The organism is Ferrovibrio sp. (assembly GCF_035304305.1).
Taxonomy (GTDB): Bacteria; Pseudomonadota; Alphaproteobacteria; order Ferrovibrionales; family Ferrovibrionaceae; genus Ferrovibrio.
Genome location: NZ_DATGQG010000067.1, coordinates 41,748 through 55,667, shown reverse-complemented (window position 1 = coordinate 55,667; position 13,920 = coordinate 41,748). Strand labels below are relative to the sequence as shown.

Here is a 13,920-nt window from a genome sequence, read left to right as displayed (position 1 = left end):
CGAACGTCGAGAGGTACGCGGCGGGCAGGCTCCGCGCGGGGGATGCGGCCGCCGCGTCCTCGGCGGGGCGCGCGAGCAGCGTCCGCAGGCCGAGCGCCAGCAGGAACAGCCCGCCCACGATCCGCAGCGCGGCCTGCTGCTCGACCAGGAACGCCGAGACGACCGTCAGCCCGAACGCGGCGATGGTCCCGTAGGCTGCGTCGGCGGTGGCGGCGCCCAGTCCGGAGACGAGGCCGTGCAGCCGCCCCTCGGCCAGCGTGCGCCGGATGCACAGCACGCCGATCGGCCCGACGGGAGCCGCGACGGCTATCCCCAGGAGGACACCGCGCAGCAGCATCTCGATCTCGCCGCTCACGGTCCGGTCCCGCCCAGCGGCAGCGCCGCAGTCTCCTTGGCCGAGGACAGCGCGATCACAGTATGGCTGCGCGGAATCCCCGGCAGCGCCTTGATGCGGCGCGCCAGGCCCTCCAGCGCTGGCAGGTCCGGCGTGCGCACCTTCAGCAGGTAGGACCATTCGCTGGCCACATGATGGCATTCCTGGATCGCCGGCTCGCCGGCCACCAGCTCCAGGAAGGCGGCCTCGTGCTCGGGCCGCTCGACCAGCACATGGACGAAGGCGAGCACGCCGCAGCCGACGGCGGCGGGATTCAGTCTCGCCGTCCAGCCGGCGATCACGCCCTGCCGTTCGAGCTTCTTCAGCCGCTCGTTGACTGCCGAGACCGACAGGCCGGCCGCGGCCCCTATCTCGCCGTAAGAAGCACGGCCCGATTGCTGTATATACGAGAGAATTTTGCGGTCATAGTCATCCATGGCCGCAAAATTAACAGGAATCTAAAGCTACTGCACCAGTTTTATGCGGTCACGCCGGTGCCGATTGGGCAGCTCACCCCGGTTCCGCCCAACCCGCAGTAACCGCCCGGATTCTTTGCCAGATACTGCTGGTGGTAATCCTCGGCGTAATAGAAGTCCGGGGCATCGAGGATCTCGGTGGTGATCCTGCCCCGCCCGGCTTCCGAGAGCGCCTGCTGGTAGGCATCCCGCGAAGCTTCCGCTGCCCGGCGCTGCTCCGGCGAGGTCACGTAGATGCCCGAACGGTACTGCGTGCCGACATCGTTGCCCTGCCGCATGCCCTGAGTCGGATCATGGCCCTCCCAGAAGATTTTCAGCAGTTTGGCATAGCTGATCCGCGCCGGATCGAAGATCACCTGCACCACCTCGTTATGGCCGGTCAGGCCGGTGCAGACCTCCTCATAGGTCGGGTTCGGCGTGTAGCCGCCGGCATAACCCGCGGCGGTGCTGAACACGCCCGGCGCCTGCCAGAACAGCCGCTCGGCGCCCCAGAAGCAGCCCAGCCCGAACAGGGCCCGCTGCATCTGCTCCGGGAACGGCGCCTTCAGCGGATTGCCGTTGACGAAATGCCGCTCCGGCACCGGCATCGGCGTGGCGCGGCCGGGCAGCGCCCTGTCGCGCGGCGGCATTTCGATCTTGTGACGCGGAACGCTGAACCACATGGCGGACTCCTGCTGTGACATGGACAAGCTGGGGCTGCCCTGCGCTGGGGTCAAGACAGGTCTGCAAGAAGCGACGGTTTTGCCCGCTGTCGCGAAAGGCTAGGGTGAGATCTGCAGCCATGACCGCGCCCGACCAACGCAGCCCTTCCCGCCCATGCCCATAGCCCTTTACAGCCGCCTGTTCGGTACCGGCACCGGACGCGGCATCGCCTCCATGGTCATCGGCATGGCCTCCTTTGTCGTCAACGACACGATGATCAAGCTGGCGAGCGAAAGCGCGCCGCTGGGCCAGCTCATCGTGGTGCGTAACGGCATGTCGCTGCTGCTGATCCTGGCGCTGATCTGGTTCAGCGGCGAGATCCGCCAGCTGCGCCGCGCCGCCAACCGCGCCGTGCTGGCCCGCAGTACCTTCGACATTGCCGCCACCTTCCTCTACCTGCTCGCCCTGTTCCACATGCCGATCGGCAACATCATGGCGATCAACATGGCGACGCCGCTGGCGATCACCGCCGCCGCCGCCCTACTGCTCAAGTCGCCCGTCGGCTGGCGGCGCTGGAGCGCGGTGACCATCGGCTTTGCCGGCATCCTGCTGATCGTCCAGCCGCGCGCCGAGGGCTTCAACGCCTATGCCCTGCTGGCGGTGGCCAGCGTGGTCTTCATCGTCGCCCGCGACCTTTCCACCCGCAACATCGACCAGTCGATCCCCTCGCTGGTGGTGACGCTGACCAACGCGATGTTCATCCTGCTGAGCGGCCTCGTCCTCTCCGTCTTTCAGGGCTGGGTGGAGATGAGCTGGCAGACCATGGCCCTGCTCGCCGGCGCCGGCTTCTTCCTGGTCTTCGGCTATCTGCTGATCGTCGACGCCTTTCGCCATGGCGACCTCATCGCCGTCGGCCCCTTCCGCTATACCGGCCTGGTCTGGGCACTGCTGTCCGGCTACCTGATCTGGGGCGACATCCCCAATCCGCTGGCGCAGGCCGGCATCGCCATCGTGGTGGCGAGCGGCCTCTACGTGCTGCACCGCGAACGCATCCGCGCCCGCGACGAGAAGCTCGCAACCGCAAGCCTTCCCAAATAGCCGCCCGCGCGGCACCATCGCGCAATGAGCGAGCCGCGCCTGAAGACCCGTTTCCTCGTGCAGGCGATCCTGCGCCGCTACGACCAGGAAGCCGTCGCCGCCTATATCCGGCGCAAGGGCGACCCGGATGCCGGTACCGTCATGCTCAAGATCGCGCTCAGCGCGCAGGAGGCGATCGTGCTGGCGCAGGCCCGCGACGCCGAGGGACGGCCGGGCTGGCTCCGGCTCGGCGGCGGGCGGATCGACGAGGCAGAGGCTGAAGCCCAGATCGCCCGGGCGATCCAGCGCGACCCCGATCTCTACGTCATTGAGGTGGAGGATGCGAAGGGCCGCCTGCTGGTCGAGGGGCAACTGCTCTAAGCCCCGGATACGGCGGCAGGAATTCATCATCCGCCCCAGCTTGACATTGCCTCCCCGGGCCCGTATCTCTGCGCCGCCCGACGGCGCCGTCCGCCGGGTCCCGTGGCGGGGTAGCTCAGTGGTAGAGCAAGGGACTCATAAGCCCTGGGTCGGCGGTTCAATCCCGCCCCCCGCTACCAATTTCCTCCCGACGATCCTGATATAAACCGTCATCCTTGCGCCCGGGCATCCACGGTTTTTGTTCCGGCACCAATCAAGACGTGGATGGCCCGGCCATGACAGGAGAGATTACGCGACCTGCTTCTCTCGTGCCGCCGGGCTTTCCGCCGCTGCTTCGCTGCGCGCGATCCAGCCGCCGCCAAGCAGGCGGTCGCCGTCATAGATGACGCCGGCCTGGCCGGGGGCAACGCCGTATTCGGGCGTGTAAAGCTCCAGCTCGGCCACGTCGCCGTCGCGCACGAACAGCCGCGCCGCCACAGCCGGCTGGGCCGAGCGCAGTTTCACGCTGACATCCAGCCCCTCGTCGGGTACCGGACCGGCCAGCCAGTTCAGTTCGCGCAAAATCACCCGCCGCCGCGCCAGCGCCGCGCGCGGGCCGACCACCACCTGCCGCTTCGCCGCGTCGAGGCGCAGCACGTAGAGCGGTTCGCTCGCCGCAATGCCGATACCCTTGCGCTGGCCGACGGTGAAATGGATCACGCCGTCATGGCGGCCGAGCACGCGGCCCTGCAGATCGACGATCTCGCCGGGCTCGACCGCGTCGGGCCGCAGCTTCGTCACCACGCTGGCGTAATCGCCGTTCGGCACGAAGCAGATGTCCTGGCTGTCCGGCTTGTCGGCCACGGCGAGGCCGAATTCCTCGGCCAGCCGCCGCACTTCGGGCTTTTCCATGTCGCCCAGGGGGAAGCGCAGGTATTCGAGCTGCTCGCGCGTCGTCGTGTAGAGGAAATAGCTCTGGTCGCGGCGCGGATCGCGGCCGCGATGCAGCTGCGCGCCGCCATCCTCTCCCACCACGCGCTTCACGTAATGGCCGGTGGCCAGCGCCTCGGCGCCGAGGTCGCGCGCGGTCTCCAGCAGGTCGCGGAACTTGACCCGCTGGTTGCAGCGGATGCAGGGGATCGGCGTCTCGCCGCGCATGTAGGATTCGGCAAACTCGTCGATCACCGACTGGCGGAAGCGGCTTTCGTAATCCAGCACGTAATGCGGAATGCCGAGGCGGTCGGCCACGCTGCGCGCGTCATGGATGTCCTGGCCGGCGCAGCAGGCGCCCTTGCGGCTGATCGCGGCGCCGTGGTCGTACAGCTGCAGGGTGACGCCGATGACCTCGTAACCCTCGCGCTTCAGCAGCCCGGCCACCACGGACGAATCCACCCCGCCCGACATGGCGACCACCACGCGGGTTTCGGAGGGCGGCTTGGCAAAGCCGAGGCTGTTCAACGCGTTCGTCATCACTTCCATCATCAGGGGCCCAACCGGGGCGCCGCCGCGGAGGGCGGACTATAACGCCCGGCCGCCCCGGGACAAGCGCATATCGCGCTGCGCCTCATCCCGCCGCTGGACGGGTGCCGGTGCAGGCGGCGACAAAGCCTGCTTATCCGGTGCTTATTCCAATCTTATTTTTCCTTAAGCGGGGCTTATGCCGCCTTAAGCGATGCTTACACGCGCCTGAATGCGGCTTATCGCCGCTTAACCGGTCGCCTCTCTGTCACTCGGGGCCCCGCTCGGCACTGACCATTCCAGCCCGCTGGAGTCCGCTAGGGCCCGCTGGAGTCCACTGGGGCCCGCTGGAGCCCAATCCGTTACCGTTCCGAACCATTCCGGCCGGCGGGCGCCCAATACCTCACCCCAACCAGCCCCCAAGCGCGGAAGGGAGGGACACAAATGAGCCATGGGAACATTTAGCGTACATTAGGCAGAAAGTCAATAGGGGCCTCCTCTCCCCGCTGCAGCGGGAAGCGGATGCGGCAGAGCAGGCCGTCGCGGCGCCAGGCCATCTCCACCTCGCCGTCGAGCTGGTGCTGCACGGTTTTCGCGATCACCCGCAGGCCCATGCCCTGCTCCCGCGGCCGCTCCACCGGCCTCGGGCTCCGCTCGCTCCAGGCGATCATAACGTCTCCGTTCTCGGCCCAGGTCACGTCCAGGCGGCCGCCCGGGCCGGACAGCGCGCCGTATTTCACCGCGTTGGTGGCAAGCTCGTGCAGGGTGATCGCCACCGATTGCGCCATCGCCGGCCGCAGCGAGAGCGGCGGACCGGCAAGGCGGATCGGCGTGCCACCGCCGCGGAAGGGCGCAAGTTCGTCGGCCACGACGCGCTGCAGATCGACGCCGGTCCAGCGGTTTTCCGCCAGCAGGGTATGGGTGCGGCCCAGCGCCATCACGCGCCCGGTCAGCGAGGCGGTCAGCTGCGGCACGGTCGCATCGCGCGCGAGCGAGATCATCCCGAGCACCACGGCGAGGATGTTCTTGGCGCGATGATCCACCTCCTCCGCCAGCAGCTTCATGCGCTCCTCGCTGCGCAGGCGTTCGGTGATGTCGCGCAGGATCACGGTCAGCAGGCGGCGGCCCCGCACCTCCGTCTGCGAGATCGAGGCCTCGATGGGAAATTCCTCGCCGCTGCGGCGCAGGCCGTGAACCGCATTGAGGGAAAGGCCCATCGGCCGGCGGCCGACGCCCGAGCGGATAAAGGCCTCGACATGATGCCGGTGCGCCGCGCGCAGCCGTTCGGGGATCAGGAGGTCGAGCGGCCGGCCGATCACCGCTCCGGGCTCATGGCCGAACATGCGCTCGGCCGCGCGGTTGAACATCAGGATCTTCTGGTTTTCGTCGGCGGTGATGATCGCATCCATTGCCGTGTCGATCACCGCCAGCATCCGCGCCTCGCTTTCCTGCAGGGCGGCCTCGCTGGATTGCAGGCGATCGCGGCTGAGCGCCAGCAGGCGGAAGTTGCGGCGGCCCGCAACCAGCGCGAAGACCATCCCGAGCAGCGCCAGGCCCATCGCGGCGCAGATCGCCACGATGAACCAGTTGGCGTGACGCAGCATCTGCGAGGGGCCCGCCAGCAGGGATGCCGGCGTCCAGATCGTGACATGCCAGCCGGCAATGGGCAGGGCTACCGTCACGGCGAGGCTGCTGGTGCGATCCGGCAGCAGGGCACTGCGGATCCGCCGCACCGTTCCGCCCGCCAGCACGCCCGGCAGCGACTGCAGTGGCTCGCCCGCCGCCACGCCTGCCGGCGGCGGCGCCGTATGGCCGACCACGATATTGTTGCCATCGGTCAGCGCGGCATCCCAGCCGGCCGGCAGATGCAGCGACTGCAGCAGTTCCGAATAGCGCTCCGGCAGAGCCGGGGCACCGAGCACGTAGCGTACGCTGCCGTCCCGGATCACCGGAACCCGTATTCCCGTTCCCGGTCCTTCGGCATCCGGGCGCAGATTACCCAGCGTCGGCAACTGCGTACGGAAGACCTCGGCAGCCGCGTCAGGATCGTGCAGAGGCGGCATCGCGGCGCCGAAAGCCTGGTAATTGAAGATCTGGCGGCTTTCGTCGGTGAGAATGAGGTTGAGCCAGTAGGGCCGGGACTGGATCAGCCGCTGCGCCTCGAGATGGAAGGCCGCCCAGTCGCCGGCATCGATCCGCGTCGATGCGGCAAGGGCGGACAGCGCCGCCGTTTCCTCTCCGATGAAACGCGTGACGGAAACCGTGGCAATATCGGCGGAACGCTCCAGCGACTGCCGCAGCTCGCCGATCCGCTCGACATTGAGCATCCAGGTGAAAACCGCGGCCATGGCCAGCAGGGGCAGCAGAATGGCTGCAAGCAGGATACGGAAGGGCAGCTCGCGCAGACCTGGCGCGAAATGGCCCATTGCGTGCCCGTTGCCGTCCGGATTTCCCGCATTACCGGGCCTGGTCGCCGCTGACACGCCACTCCATCCAAAAGCTACCACGCGGGACAGATGCGAAGTCCCGAACGGTAACAATGGACGTGACGCCTACAGGTTCCGGCGCGTGTTCAGCGCCGGCGGAATACCCGCTCTGCAAACCGGGGATAGGTCTCGGCAACCTCTTCGGCGATGCGGCTGCGCAGCAGCTGCAGGGTCGTTTCGTCGGGGACGGCGGTCTGCGGCACCCTGGCGGGGCAGTCGAAGTCGAAGCCGGTATTGTCGCGCACCTCTTCCACCGTATGGCCGGGATGCACGCTTTCGAGCCGAAAGCGGCGCTTTTCCTTCTGCCACGAGAACCAGCAGAGATTGGTCAGCAGACCGATCGGCCCGCCGGGACGATAGGTGCCGTCATTCCTCGGTCCGGCGGCGGAGATGAAATCCACCTTCGGCACCATGACGCGGCGCGTATGCTCCTCGCGGAACAGGATGACGCGCGGCACCAGATAATAGAGGTAGCCCGAGCCGAAGCTGCCCGGCCAGCGCACGTCAGTCTGCGGATAGGCGCCGCCGGCGCCGACCAGGTTGATGTTGGCCTCGCCGTCGATCTGACCGCCGCCGAGGAAGAAGGCATCCAGCCGGCCCTGCGCCGCGAGATCGAACAGCTCGACGCCGCCATCGCAGAGGAAGTCGTTGCGCACAGAACCCAGCACGTTGACGCGCAGCGCGCCGTTCGACTGCGCCCGCGCCAGCAGCGCGGCCGAACCGGGGATCGGCGAGGATGCGCCGGTCGCCACGATGCGGCAGCCCTCGAGCAGCCGGGCAATGGTGCAGATCAGCAGTTCTTCGCGGCTGAAGGCAAGCGTATCGGACATGGTCATGCTCATTCCGCGGCCCGCTCCCGGCCGGCAGCATGCACATAGCGGTCGAGGTAGCTGCGGAAACCCTCGTCGGAGCGCGCCATCTCGCAATAGGTCTTCAGATGCGCCTCGTCCTCGGCATGGATGTCCCACAGCCGCAAAGGCCAGGCGCCGCGCGGCGCCTCGGCGATGCCGCCGATATAGGCCGCCGTCAGCGTGCCGGCGGCGCTCTCTTCCGTTGCCAGCAGATCCACGTCGCGCACCTCCTCCACCGTCACCAGTGCCGCGGCGGAGGCATGCGCCATGGCGACCAGTTCGCGCCGGCGCCCGATGAAGACATTGCCGTTGCGGTCGGCGAACGGCGCATGGAACACGGCAAGGTCCGGCCGGATCGCCGGCAGCAGCACGATGGGATCGGGCTGTTCGCTGAAGGGATTATCGATCACCTTCCAGTCGGGACGGTTGGCCAGCAGGTCGCTGCCGAGAATGCCGCGCAGGGGCATGAAGGGAATTCCCTTGCCCGCCGCCTGGATCGCGGCATGGATGGCCGGACAGGTGGCGTCCATCATGCGGAACGCGCCCTGCTTCAGCTTCGCCGCAAAGCGCGGCGCACCGCCATATTCACCGAGCGTCACGGCCGAGGTTTCCAGCGTGGCGACGGCGCCGGCGCCGATCAGCATGTCGGCCTGCAGGCCGGCGACCGGCACGCAGACCAGATGCAGGTCGCGGATGTCGCGGCGGATCATGGCGCGCGTCAGTTCCATGGCGACGCCGGAATAATCCGGCGGCACGGCGATCTTCGCGCCGTTCGGAATGCGCGCGGCGAGAGCGTCGACGGACGGCAGAAGCTGGGAGGCCATGAGCTCGCTCCGTTTTTTTCTGGCGGTACGGAGCCTTCAGTGTCGGCGCAATATTCCGTGCTGGCAAGCCGGAGGTTTAAGACGCAAACCAGCCGGCCAGCGGCTTGAAACAGCCGAGGCCGGCCGCCTGCGCCAGCAGCTGCTCGGATTGCGTGCGCCCCAGCCAGAAGCATTCCTTGCGGTGGAGCCCCCTCGCCGTCAGCCGCCGGCGCAGCAGCGCGGCACGTCCTGCCATGCTCTGCCCGAGCCGGAAGGGCAGCACCAGCAGGCCCTCGATGCGCGCGCCGAAGCGCTCGCGCAGGGCGGCTTCCAGCTGCCGGCGACGGCGGGCATCGACCGGGCCGGAGACCGCCGCATCGGCGACGACGAAGAGCCGGCCCTCGAAGCGCTGCAGCAGTTCGGCGATGACGGCATCCGGGCGCAGGTCAATGCTGCCGTCATGCCGCAGGCTGACGCCGGCCAGTTCGTGCAGCGGCAGCAGGGCCGTCTCCAGATAGCTGCCGGTGTCGAGCAGCGCCGCGGAGATGTCGCGATAGGTCAGGCCGAGACGACCGGCGCGGCGCAGGCGCTGCATCACCACTTCGCGCGGCGGAGACTTCCAGGCTTTCGCCGCCGCGCGGCGCCAGATCCATGCATTGCCCGAGAGATCGAGCGGCGGACCGCCGTTATGGCCGATTCCCGGCAGGGACCACAGCGGAACGGAGGCCGGCCGCTGCAGCAGCAGCGCGATATTGGCATGGCGGCGCGGAACGTAGCGGTCTCCCATGCATCAGACGCTGCAAACGCCATGCCGTCCGCCCGCTCCGGGAATGGCGGGACTTACAGATGCTGCCGGGCGTCACGCTGCCCCAAAAACAGGCAGTCTGCGCACGCCATCATCACGTCTCCTTCTGGTCACGGAACGCGGCACGATCGTCCGGGTTTATGGCGGTCGTAAAAGGAGTTCGTCATGGCCGCCAATCGCAAATCCGAAAAGACACCCGCGTCGAAAGAGCAGCTGGCCGAAGCCCAGCGCAGCGATCGCGACCGGCAGGAAACCGAGATGGAGCTGGACGAAGCCCTGCGCGACACCTTCCCCGCCAGCGATCCGGTATCGATCAGCCAGCCGACCACGGCGGCACCCTCGCTCTCCGACCGCCCCGATGCGAAGGCCGGCGACCACGCCCGCATGGAACTGGTGGATGCGGCGCCCCGACGGGTGAATGTCAGCGAGGAAGACGACATCCGCTTCTGGACCGAGAAGTTCGGCGTCACCGAAGAAGAGCTGAAGGAAGCCGTGCGCCAGGCCGGTTTCTTCCCCTCTGACGTTGCCGATTATCTGGGCAAGAGTCTGTAGCAGGTCACCGGATTTCCCCGTTTACCGTGTGTTGGAACTGGAGTAGCCTTCCCTTGGGTAGACAGGGAGGCCCCGTGGCCCGCATTCTGGTCGTCGAGGACGAGAGTCTGGTCGCCGTGACGCTGTGCGACGCGCTGCAGGATCACGGGCACGAGGTGCTGCATGCCGTCAATGGCGGCGCGGCGCTGGCGGCGATGGAAAAGCAGGTGCCCGACCTCATTGTCACCGACTACCGCATGCCGCGCCTCAACGGCGCCGAACTGGTCGACGCGGTGCGCCAGGATCCGCGCTGGCGCGATGTGCCGGTGCTGATGGTGAGCGGCTATCAAGATCCGCAGGAGGGCGGCAGCCGGCGCCCCGGCGAGGCCTTCCTGCAGAAACCCTTTACCCATGACAGCCTGCTGGCCGCGGTGAACGGCCTGCTCGGCCGCCCGACCGTCGCCGCCTGAACACGCTCAGTCGTCGTCGCGGACGTAGGGGTTCTTGCCCTTGCGCAGATGCATGCGGATCGGCACGCCCTGCAGGTCGAAGACCTCGCGCAGGCCGTTGATCAGATAGCGCAGATAGGATTCCGGAATGTGGTCGGCGCGCGGCGCGAACAGCGCGATCGTCGGCGGCCGCGCCTTGGCCTGCGTTGCGTAACGGATGCGCACGCTGCGGCCGCCCGCCAGCGGCGGCGGGTTGCGCGCCACCGCCTCTTCCAGCCAGCGGTTCAGCTGGGACGTGGGAATGCGGCGGTTCCAGCGCTCGTACTGCGCCAGCACTGCCGGCAGCAGGCGGTCGAGATGACGGCCGGTCAGCGCCGAGAGCGTGACCACCGGAATGCCGCGCGCCTGCGGCAGCGATTTCTCCAGCCGCTCCTCGATGGCCTTCAGCGCCAGCGCGCGATCCTCCACCGCATCCCACTTGTTGACCGCGATGACCAGCGCGCGGCCCTCCTGCAGCACATGATCGGCGATGGTGAGATCCTGCCTGTCGATGCCGAGCGTGCCGTCCAGCACCAGCACGACGACCTGCGCCATGCGGATGGTGCGCAGCGTGTCGGCGACCGAGAGCTTCTCCAGCTTGTGGTCGACGCGGCTCTTGCGCCGCAGGCCGGCGGTATCGACCAGATGGATCCGGCGGCCCTGGAATTCCCAGGCGATGGCGATGGCGTCACGGGTCAGGCCCGGCTCGGGGCCGGTGAGCAGGCGGTCGCTGCCGATCAGCGTATTGATCAGCGTCGACTTGCCGGCATTGGGCCGCCCGACCACGGCCAGCTGAATGGGCCGCGTGAGGTCTTCCGGCGCATCGGAGTCGACCTCGACATCGATGCCGACCGAGGCCTCGTGCACATCGGCGGTTTCGTCCGTGCCGCCGAAGGCCGCATAGCCGATCTGCGCCACCAGCGCCTCGGCGATGTCGTACATGCCCTCGCCGTGCTCGGCCGAGACCGGCAGCGGTTCGCCGAAGCCCAGCGCATAGGCCTCGGCCAGGCCGCTGGTGCCGGCGCCGCCCTCGCATTTGTTGGCAAGCAGGATGACCGGCTTGCCCTGCCGGCGCAGCCAGTTGGCGAAATGCTCGTCGATCGGCGTCACGCCGGCGCGGCCATCGATGACGAACAGCACGGCGGCGGCTTCCTTCACCGCCATCTCGGTCTGCTGCCGCATGCGGCCGGCGATGGTCTCGTCGGCGGCGTCCTCGAGGCCGGCGGTATCGACGGCGATGAATTCCAGGTCGCCGAGCCGGGCATGGCCCTCGCGGCGGTCGCGCGTCACGCCCGGCGTGTCGTCGACGATCGCCAGACGCCGTCCGACCAGCCGATTGAACAGCGTCGACTTGCCGACATTGGGCCGGCCGATGATGGCGATCTTGGCGGTCATGCGACCTGTCAGCGGTAAGCGGTGATCTTCGCGTCGTCGGTGACGACGTAAACCGTTCCGTCAGCCACGATCGGCGCCACGCTCGCCTTGTCGGACAGCTTCACCTGGCCGATCAGGTCGCCGGTATAGGGCGAGATCGACAGCAGACGCTCATCCGTCGAGGCGATCAGCAGGCGGTCGCCGGCCAGCACCGGGCCGTACCAGGTGATGATGCCCTTGGCGATCTTGGCATCCGGATCCTTGTAGCGCCGCAACTGCCGGATCCACTTCACGCGGCCGTCGCGGCGCGACAGGCAGAGCAGTTCGGCATCGATGGTGACGGCGTAGATGAAGTCGCCGGCGACCCAGGGCGTCTGGATGCTCGGGATGACGCGCTCCCAGATGCGCTCGCCGGTGCGGATGTTGATGGCGACGAAGCGGCCCGACTGGCTGACCGCATACACGCGGTCGCGGTCGATCACCGGCCGGCCATTGATGTCGTTCAGCGCACCGGCCTGGCTGATGCGGCTCGAGGCGCGGATCAGCTGCTCACCCCAGGCGACCACGCCGGTATCGGCACGCAGGGCCAGCACCTCGCCCGAGGAATAGGGCGTGATGACGGTGTTGCCTTCCACCGCCGCGTTGGCACCGCCGAGGAAACCCGCGGCCTCGACCACGCCGGTATGGGTCCACAGCACCTCGCCGCGCTCGATGTCTAGCGCATGCATCTGGTTGTCGTAGGTGATGACGAAGACGCGCCCGGCATCGGCGGACGGCGCGCCGCGGATCGGCTGCTTTAGCGAGGTGGTCCAGAAGGCCAGGCCGGTTTCAGGCTGCAGCGCGATCACGTCGCCGAAGGCGGTGCTGACGAACAGCTTGCCGGCATGAAAGGCGAGCCCGCCGCCGATGGCGCCGCGCTCCTCGCGCCGCGGCGTGAGATTGATCCGCCACAGGCGCTTGCCGGTCGCGGCCTCGAAGGCGCTGACGCCGGCATGGGAATCCATGGTGAAGACGCGGCCTTCGGCAACCACCGGCTGGGCGAGGATCTTCTCCTCGTCGCTGGCCCCGGCGCCGATATCGGCACGCCAGGACTGGCGCAGGCTGTCGCCCAGGGCGAGGTGATGCATGGCATGGCTGGGATAGCCGCCGGCCTGCGGCCAGTCGGGATTATGCCACGGCTTGGGCAGCACCACCGGCGTTTCCGCCAGCTGCGGATCGGGGTCGAGCTGGCTGTCGAAGGCCAGCACGGAGATGCGCTCTCCCTGCGCCTTCGGCGGCGGATCGGCCTCGAACCATTCCGAGACGGTATCGCAGCCGGCCAGCAGGCTGGCCGAGACCGCGGCGATCAGGATTTTGCGATTCAGGAAAGCCATTTACTGGACCGGACCGCCAAGGGCTGCGAGCAATTCGGTGGCCCGGCCGCGCAGGCCGGCAGGCGCCAGGGCATCATCGGCGAGCGCCGTGAGCTGCTGCCGCGCGGCGTCGACGTTACCGGCCTTCAGATCGGCGATGGCCTGCAGTTCGCGGGCGTTGCCCGCCCAGGGGCTGTCGGCCGGAATGGCGGCAAGCCGCTGCTTCACGGCTTCGGCGTCCAGCGTCTCCAGCCCGTGGAAAGCGGCCATGTAGCGGGCGAGATCGCGGAACCGCGCCTCGGCGCCCGAGCTGGCGATCGCATCATAGGCGGCGATGGCGCCGGGGATGTCCTTGGCCTCGACGAGATTGGCGGCCTGCTGGAAGCGCGCCAGCAGGGCATAGCCCTCGCCCGCGCTGCCGGCCAGGCCGGCGAAGGCGGTCGCGGCTTCCGCCGGCTTGCCGGACTGGGCCAGGGTCAGGGCCGCATTGAAGGCCGCGGCATCGGCGGCCGCCTTCTCCGCCTTGTGGTTCTGCCAGAACTGCCATCCGGCCACCCCGACCAGCAGGACGACGACAAATCCGATGACGGCCGGAGACCAGCGCTTCCACAGCTTTTCCAGCCGTTCGCGCCGGACTTCCTCGTCAACTTCCTCGATGAAATTGGCCACACCCTGCTCCTCGACTCATGCGGGCGACGGACGCCGCGCCGCAAGGCGGCGTACATTATCCAAATCGCCGCCTGATGGCAAAGCCCGGCCGAAATTCCCGGTTATCAGTAACCTTTTGATAACTCATTGAGTCTTGGCAGGATTCGGAAAATCCCTTAGTCTCTGCGGCCACGAG

General features: G+C 68.0%; 15 protein-coding genes and 1 tRNA gene. 5 read left to right on the top strand and 11 right to left on the bottom strand.

Translation table 11 applies throughout. The features are described from left to right. From VKZ87_RS08715 to msrA, 3 genes are all read right to left on the bottom strand, one after another. Positions 1 to 355: LysE family transporter (locus tag VKZ87_RS08715; protein WP_324220863.1), on the bottom strand; the 355-nt coding region annotated here is incomplete at its 3' end. Further along, positions 352 to 810 carry an Lrp/AsnC family transcriptional regulator gene (locus VKZ87_RS08710; RefSeq protein WP_324220862.1) on the bottom strand — a complete coding sequence of 153 codons (459 nt, stop codon included), beginning with the start codon at positions 808 to 810 and terminating at the stop codon, positions 352 to 354. The genes VKZ87_RS08715 and VKZ87_RS08710, both read right to left, overlap by 4 nt. Before the next feature lie 41 nt (positions 811 to 851). After that, positions 852 to 1,511 carry a peptide-methionine (S)-S-oxide reductase MsrA gene (gene msrA, locus VKZ87_RS08705; RefSeq protein ID WP_324220861.1) on the bottom strand — a complete coding sequence of 220 codons (660 nt, stop codon included), beginning with the start codon at positions 1,509 to 1,511 and terminating at the stop codon, positions 852 to 854. A 154-nt stretch (positions 1,512 to 1,665) separates the two neighbouring features. Between msrA and VKZ87_RS08700 the strand changes: the two genes are divergently transcribed. From VKZ87_RS08700 to VKZ87_RS08690, 3 genes are all read left to right on the top strand, one after another. Beyond that, a complete protein-coding gene (locus VKZ87_RS08700) occupies positions 1,666 to 2,589 on the top strand; it encodes a DMT family transporter (RefSeq protein ID WP_324220860.1) in 924 nt (307 codons plus the stop codon). A 24-nt stretch (positions 2,590 to 2,613) separates the two neighbouring features. After that, positions 2,614 to 2,949 carry a DUF1491 family protein gene (locus VKZ87_RS08695; RefSeq protein WP_324220859.1) on the top strand — a complete coding sequence of 112 codons (336 nt, stop codon included), beginning with the start codon at positions 2,614 to 2,616 and terminating at the stop codon, positions 2,947 to 2,949. 104 nt (positions 2,950 to 3,053) lie between these two features. Beyond that, positions 3,054 to 3,128, top strand: a tRNA-Met gene (locus VKZ87_RS08690). Between the two features lie 109 nt (positions 3,129 to 3,237). On the opposite strand, the gene mnmA is transcribed toward VKZ87_RS08690, so the two are convergent. The 5 genes from mnmA to VKZ87_RS08665 all read right to left on the bottom strand — a co-directional run bounded on the left by mnmA (position 3,238) and on the right by VKZ87_RS08665 (position 9,313). Next, complete coding sequence (gene mnmA / locus VKZ87_RS08685) at positions 3,238 to 4,386, bottom strand: tRNA 2-thiouridine(34) synthase MnmA (protein WP_324220864.1); 1,149 nt, start codon at positions 4,384 to 4,386, stop codon at positions 3,238 to 3,240. Positions 4,387 to 4,847: 461 nt separating this feature from the next. Then, complete coding sequence (locus tag VKZ87_RS08680; RefSeq protein ID WP_324220858.1) at positions 4,848 to 6,812, bottom strand: PAS domain S-box protein; 1,965 nt, start codon at positions 6,810 to 6,812, stop codon at positions 4,848 to 4,850. 146 nt (positions 6,813 to 6,958) lie between these two features. Then, the gene (locus tag VKZ87_RS08675) at positions 6,959 to 7,708 is read right to left on the bottom strand and encodes a CoA-transferase (RefSeq protein ID WP_324220857.1); all 750 of its coding nucleotides are present in this window, start codon (positions 7,706 to 7,708) and stop codon (positions 6,959 to 6,961) included. Positions 7,709 to 7,710: 2 nt separating this feature from the next. Next, complete coding sequence (locus VKZ87_RS08670) at positions 7,711 to 8,547, bottom strand: CoA transferase (RefSeq protein WP_324220856.1); 837 nt, start codon at positions 8,545 to 8,547, stop codon at positions 7,711 to 7,713. A 76-nt stretch (positions 8,548 to 8,623) separates the two neighbouring features. Next, positions 8,624 to 9,313: a hypothetical protein gene (locus tag VKZ87_RS08665; protein WP_324220855.1), complete on the bottom strand. Its 690-nt coding sequence runs from the start codon at positions 9,311 to 9,313 to the stop codon at positions 8,624 to 8,626. Between the two features lie 183 nt (positions 9,314 to 9,496). Here VKZ87_RS08665 and VKZ87_RS08660 point away from each other — a divergent pair, with 183 nt between their 5' ends. Together VKZ87_RS08660 and VKZ87_RS08655 are read left to right on the top strand one after the other, a co-directional pair. Further along, positions 9,497 to 9,883: a DUF3606 domain-containing protein gene (locus tag VKZ87_RS08660; protein WP_324220854.1), complete on the top strand. Its 387-nt coding sequence runs from the start codon at positions 9,497 to 9,499 to the stop codon at positions 9,881 to 9,883. Positions 9,884 to 9,957: 74 nt separating this feature from the next. Continuing rightward, the gene (locus VKZ87_RS08655; RefSeq protein ID WP_324220853.1) at positions 9,958 to 10,332 is read left to right on the top strand and encodes a response regulator; all 375 of its coding nucleotides are present in this window, start codon (positions 9,958 to 9,960) and stop codon (positions 10,330 to 10,332) included. A gap of 6 nt (positions 10,333 to 10,338) precedes the next feature. Here VKZ87_RS08655 and der read toward each other — a convergent pair whose 3' ends face one another. The 3 genes from der to VKZ87_RS08640 are packed head-to-tail and all read right to left on the bottom strand — an operon-like array spanning position 10,339 to position 13,745. Then, the gene (der, locus tag VKZ87_RS08650) at positions 10,339 to 11,745 is read right to left on the bottom strand and encodes a ribosome biogenesis GTPase Der (RefSeq protein ID WP_324220852.1); all 1,407 of its coding nucleotides are present in this window, start codon (positions 11,743 to 11,745) and stop codon (positions 10,339 to 10,341) included. 8 nt (positions 11,746 to 11,753) lie between these two features. Beyond that, entirely contained in the window at positions 11,754 to 13,097 is a 1,344-nt protein-coding gene (locus tag VKZ87_RS08645; RefSeq protein ID WP_324220851.1) for a PQQ-like beta-propeller repeat protein, read from the bottom strand. Then, the gene (locus VKZ87_RS08640; RefSeq protein ID WP_324220850.1) at positions 13,098 to 13,745 is read right to left on the bottom strand and encodes a tetratricopeptide repeat protein; all 648 of its coding nucleotides are present in this window, start codon (positions 13,743 to 13,745) and stop codon (positions 13,098 to 13,100) included. Positions 13,746 to 13,920: the final 175 nt, after the last annotated feature.

Bases quoted from the DNA above. Each gene is read 5' to 3' on its own strand.
- VKZ87_RS08710 (WP_324220862.1), bottom strand. From the start codon at position 810: ATGGATGACTATGACCGCAAAATTCTCTCGTATATACAGCAATCGGGC.
- msrA (WP_324220861.1), bottom strand. From the start codon at position 1,511: ATGTGGTTCAGCGTTCCGCGTCACAAGATCGAAATGCCGCCGCGCGAC.
- VKZ87_RS08700 (WP_324220860.1), top strand. From the start codon at position 1,666: ATGCCCATAGCCCTTTACAGCCGCCTGTTCGGTACCGGCACCGGACGC.
- VKZ87_RS08695 (WP_324220859.1), top strand. From the start codon at position 2,614: ATGAGCGAGCCGCGCCTGAAGACCCGTTTCCTCGTGCAGGCGATCCTG.
- VKZ87_RS08680 (WP_324220858.1), bottom strand. From the start codon at position 6,812: ATGGGCCATTTCGCGCCAGGTCTGCGCGAGCTGCCCTTCCGTATCCTG.
- VKZ87_RS08675 (WP_324220857.1), bottom strand. From the start codon at position 7,708: ATGACCATGTCCGATACGCTTGCCTTCAGCCGCGAAGAACTGCTGATC.
- VKZ87_RS08670 (WP_324220856.1), bottom strand. From the start codon at position 8,547: ATGGCCTCCCAGCTTCTGCCGTCCGTCGACGCTCTCGCCGCGCGCATT.
- VKZ87_RS08665 (WP_324220855.1), bottom strand. From the start codon at position 9,313: ATGGGAGACCGCTACGTTCCGCGCCGCCATGCCAATATCGCGCTGCTG.
- VKZ87_RS08660 (WP_324220854.1), top strand. From the start codon at position 9,497: ATGGCCGCCAATCGCAAATCCGAAAAGACACCCGCGTCGAAAGAGCAG.
- der (WP_324220852.1), bottom strand. From the start codon at position 11,745: ATGACCGCCAAGATCGCCATCATCGGCCGGCCCAATGTCGGCAAGTCG.
- VKZ87_RS08645 (WP_324220851.1), bottom strand. From the start codon at position 13,097: ATGGCTTTCCTGAATCGCAAAATCCTGATCGCCGCGGTCTCGGCCAGC.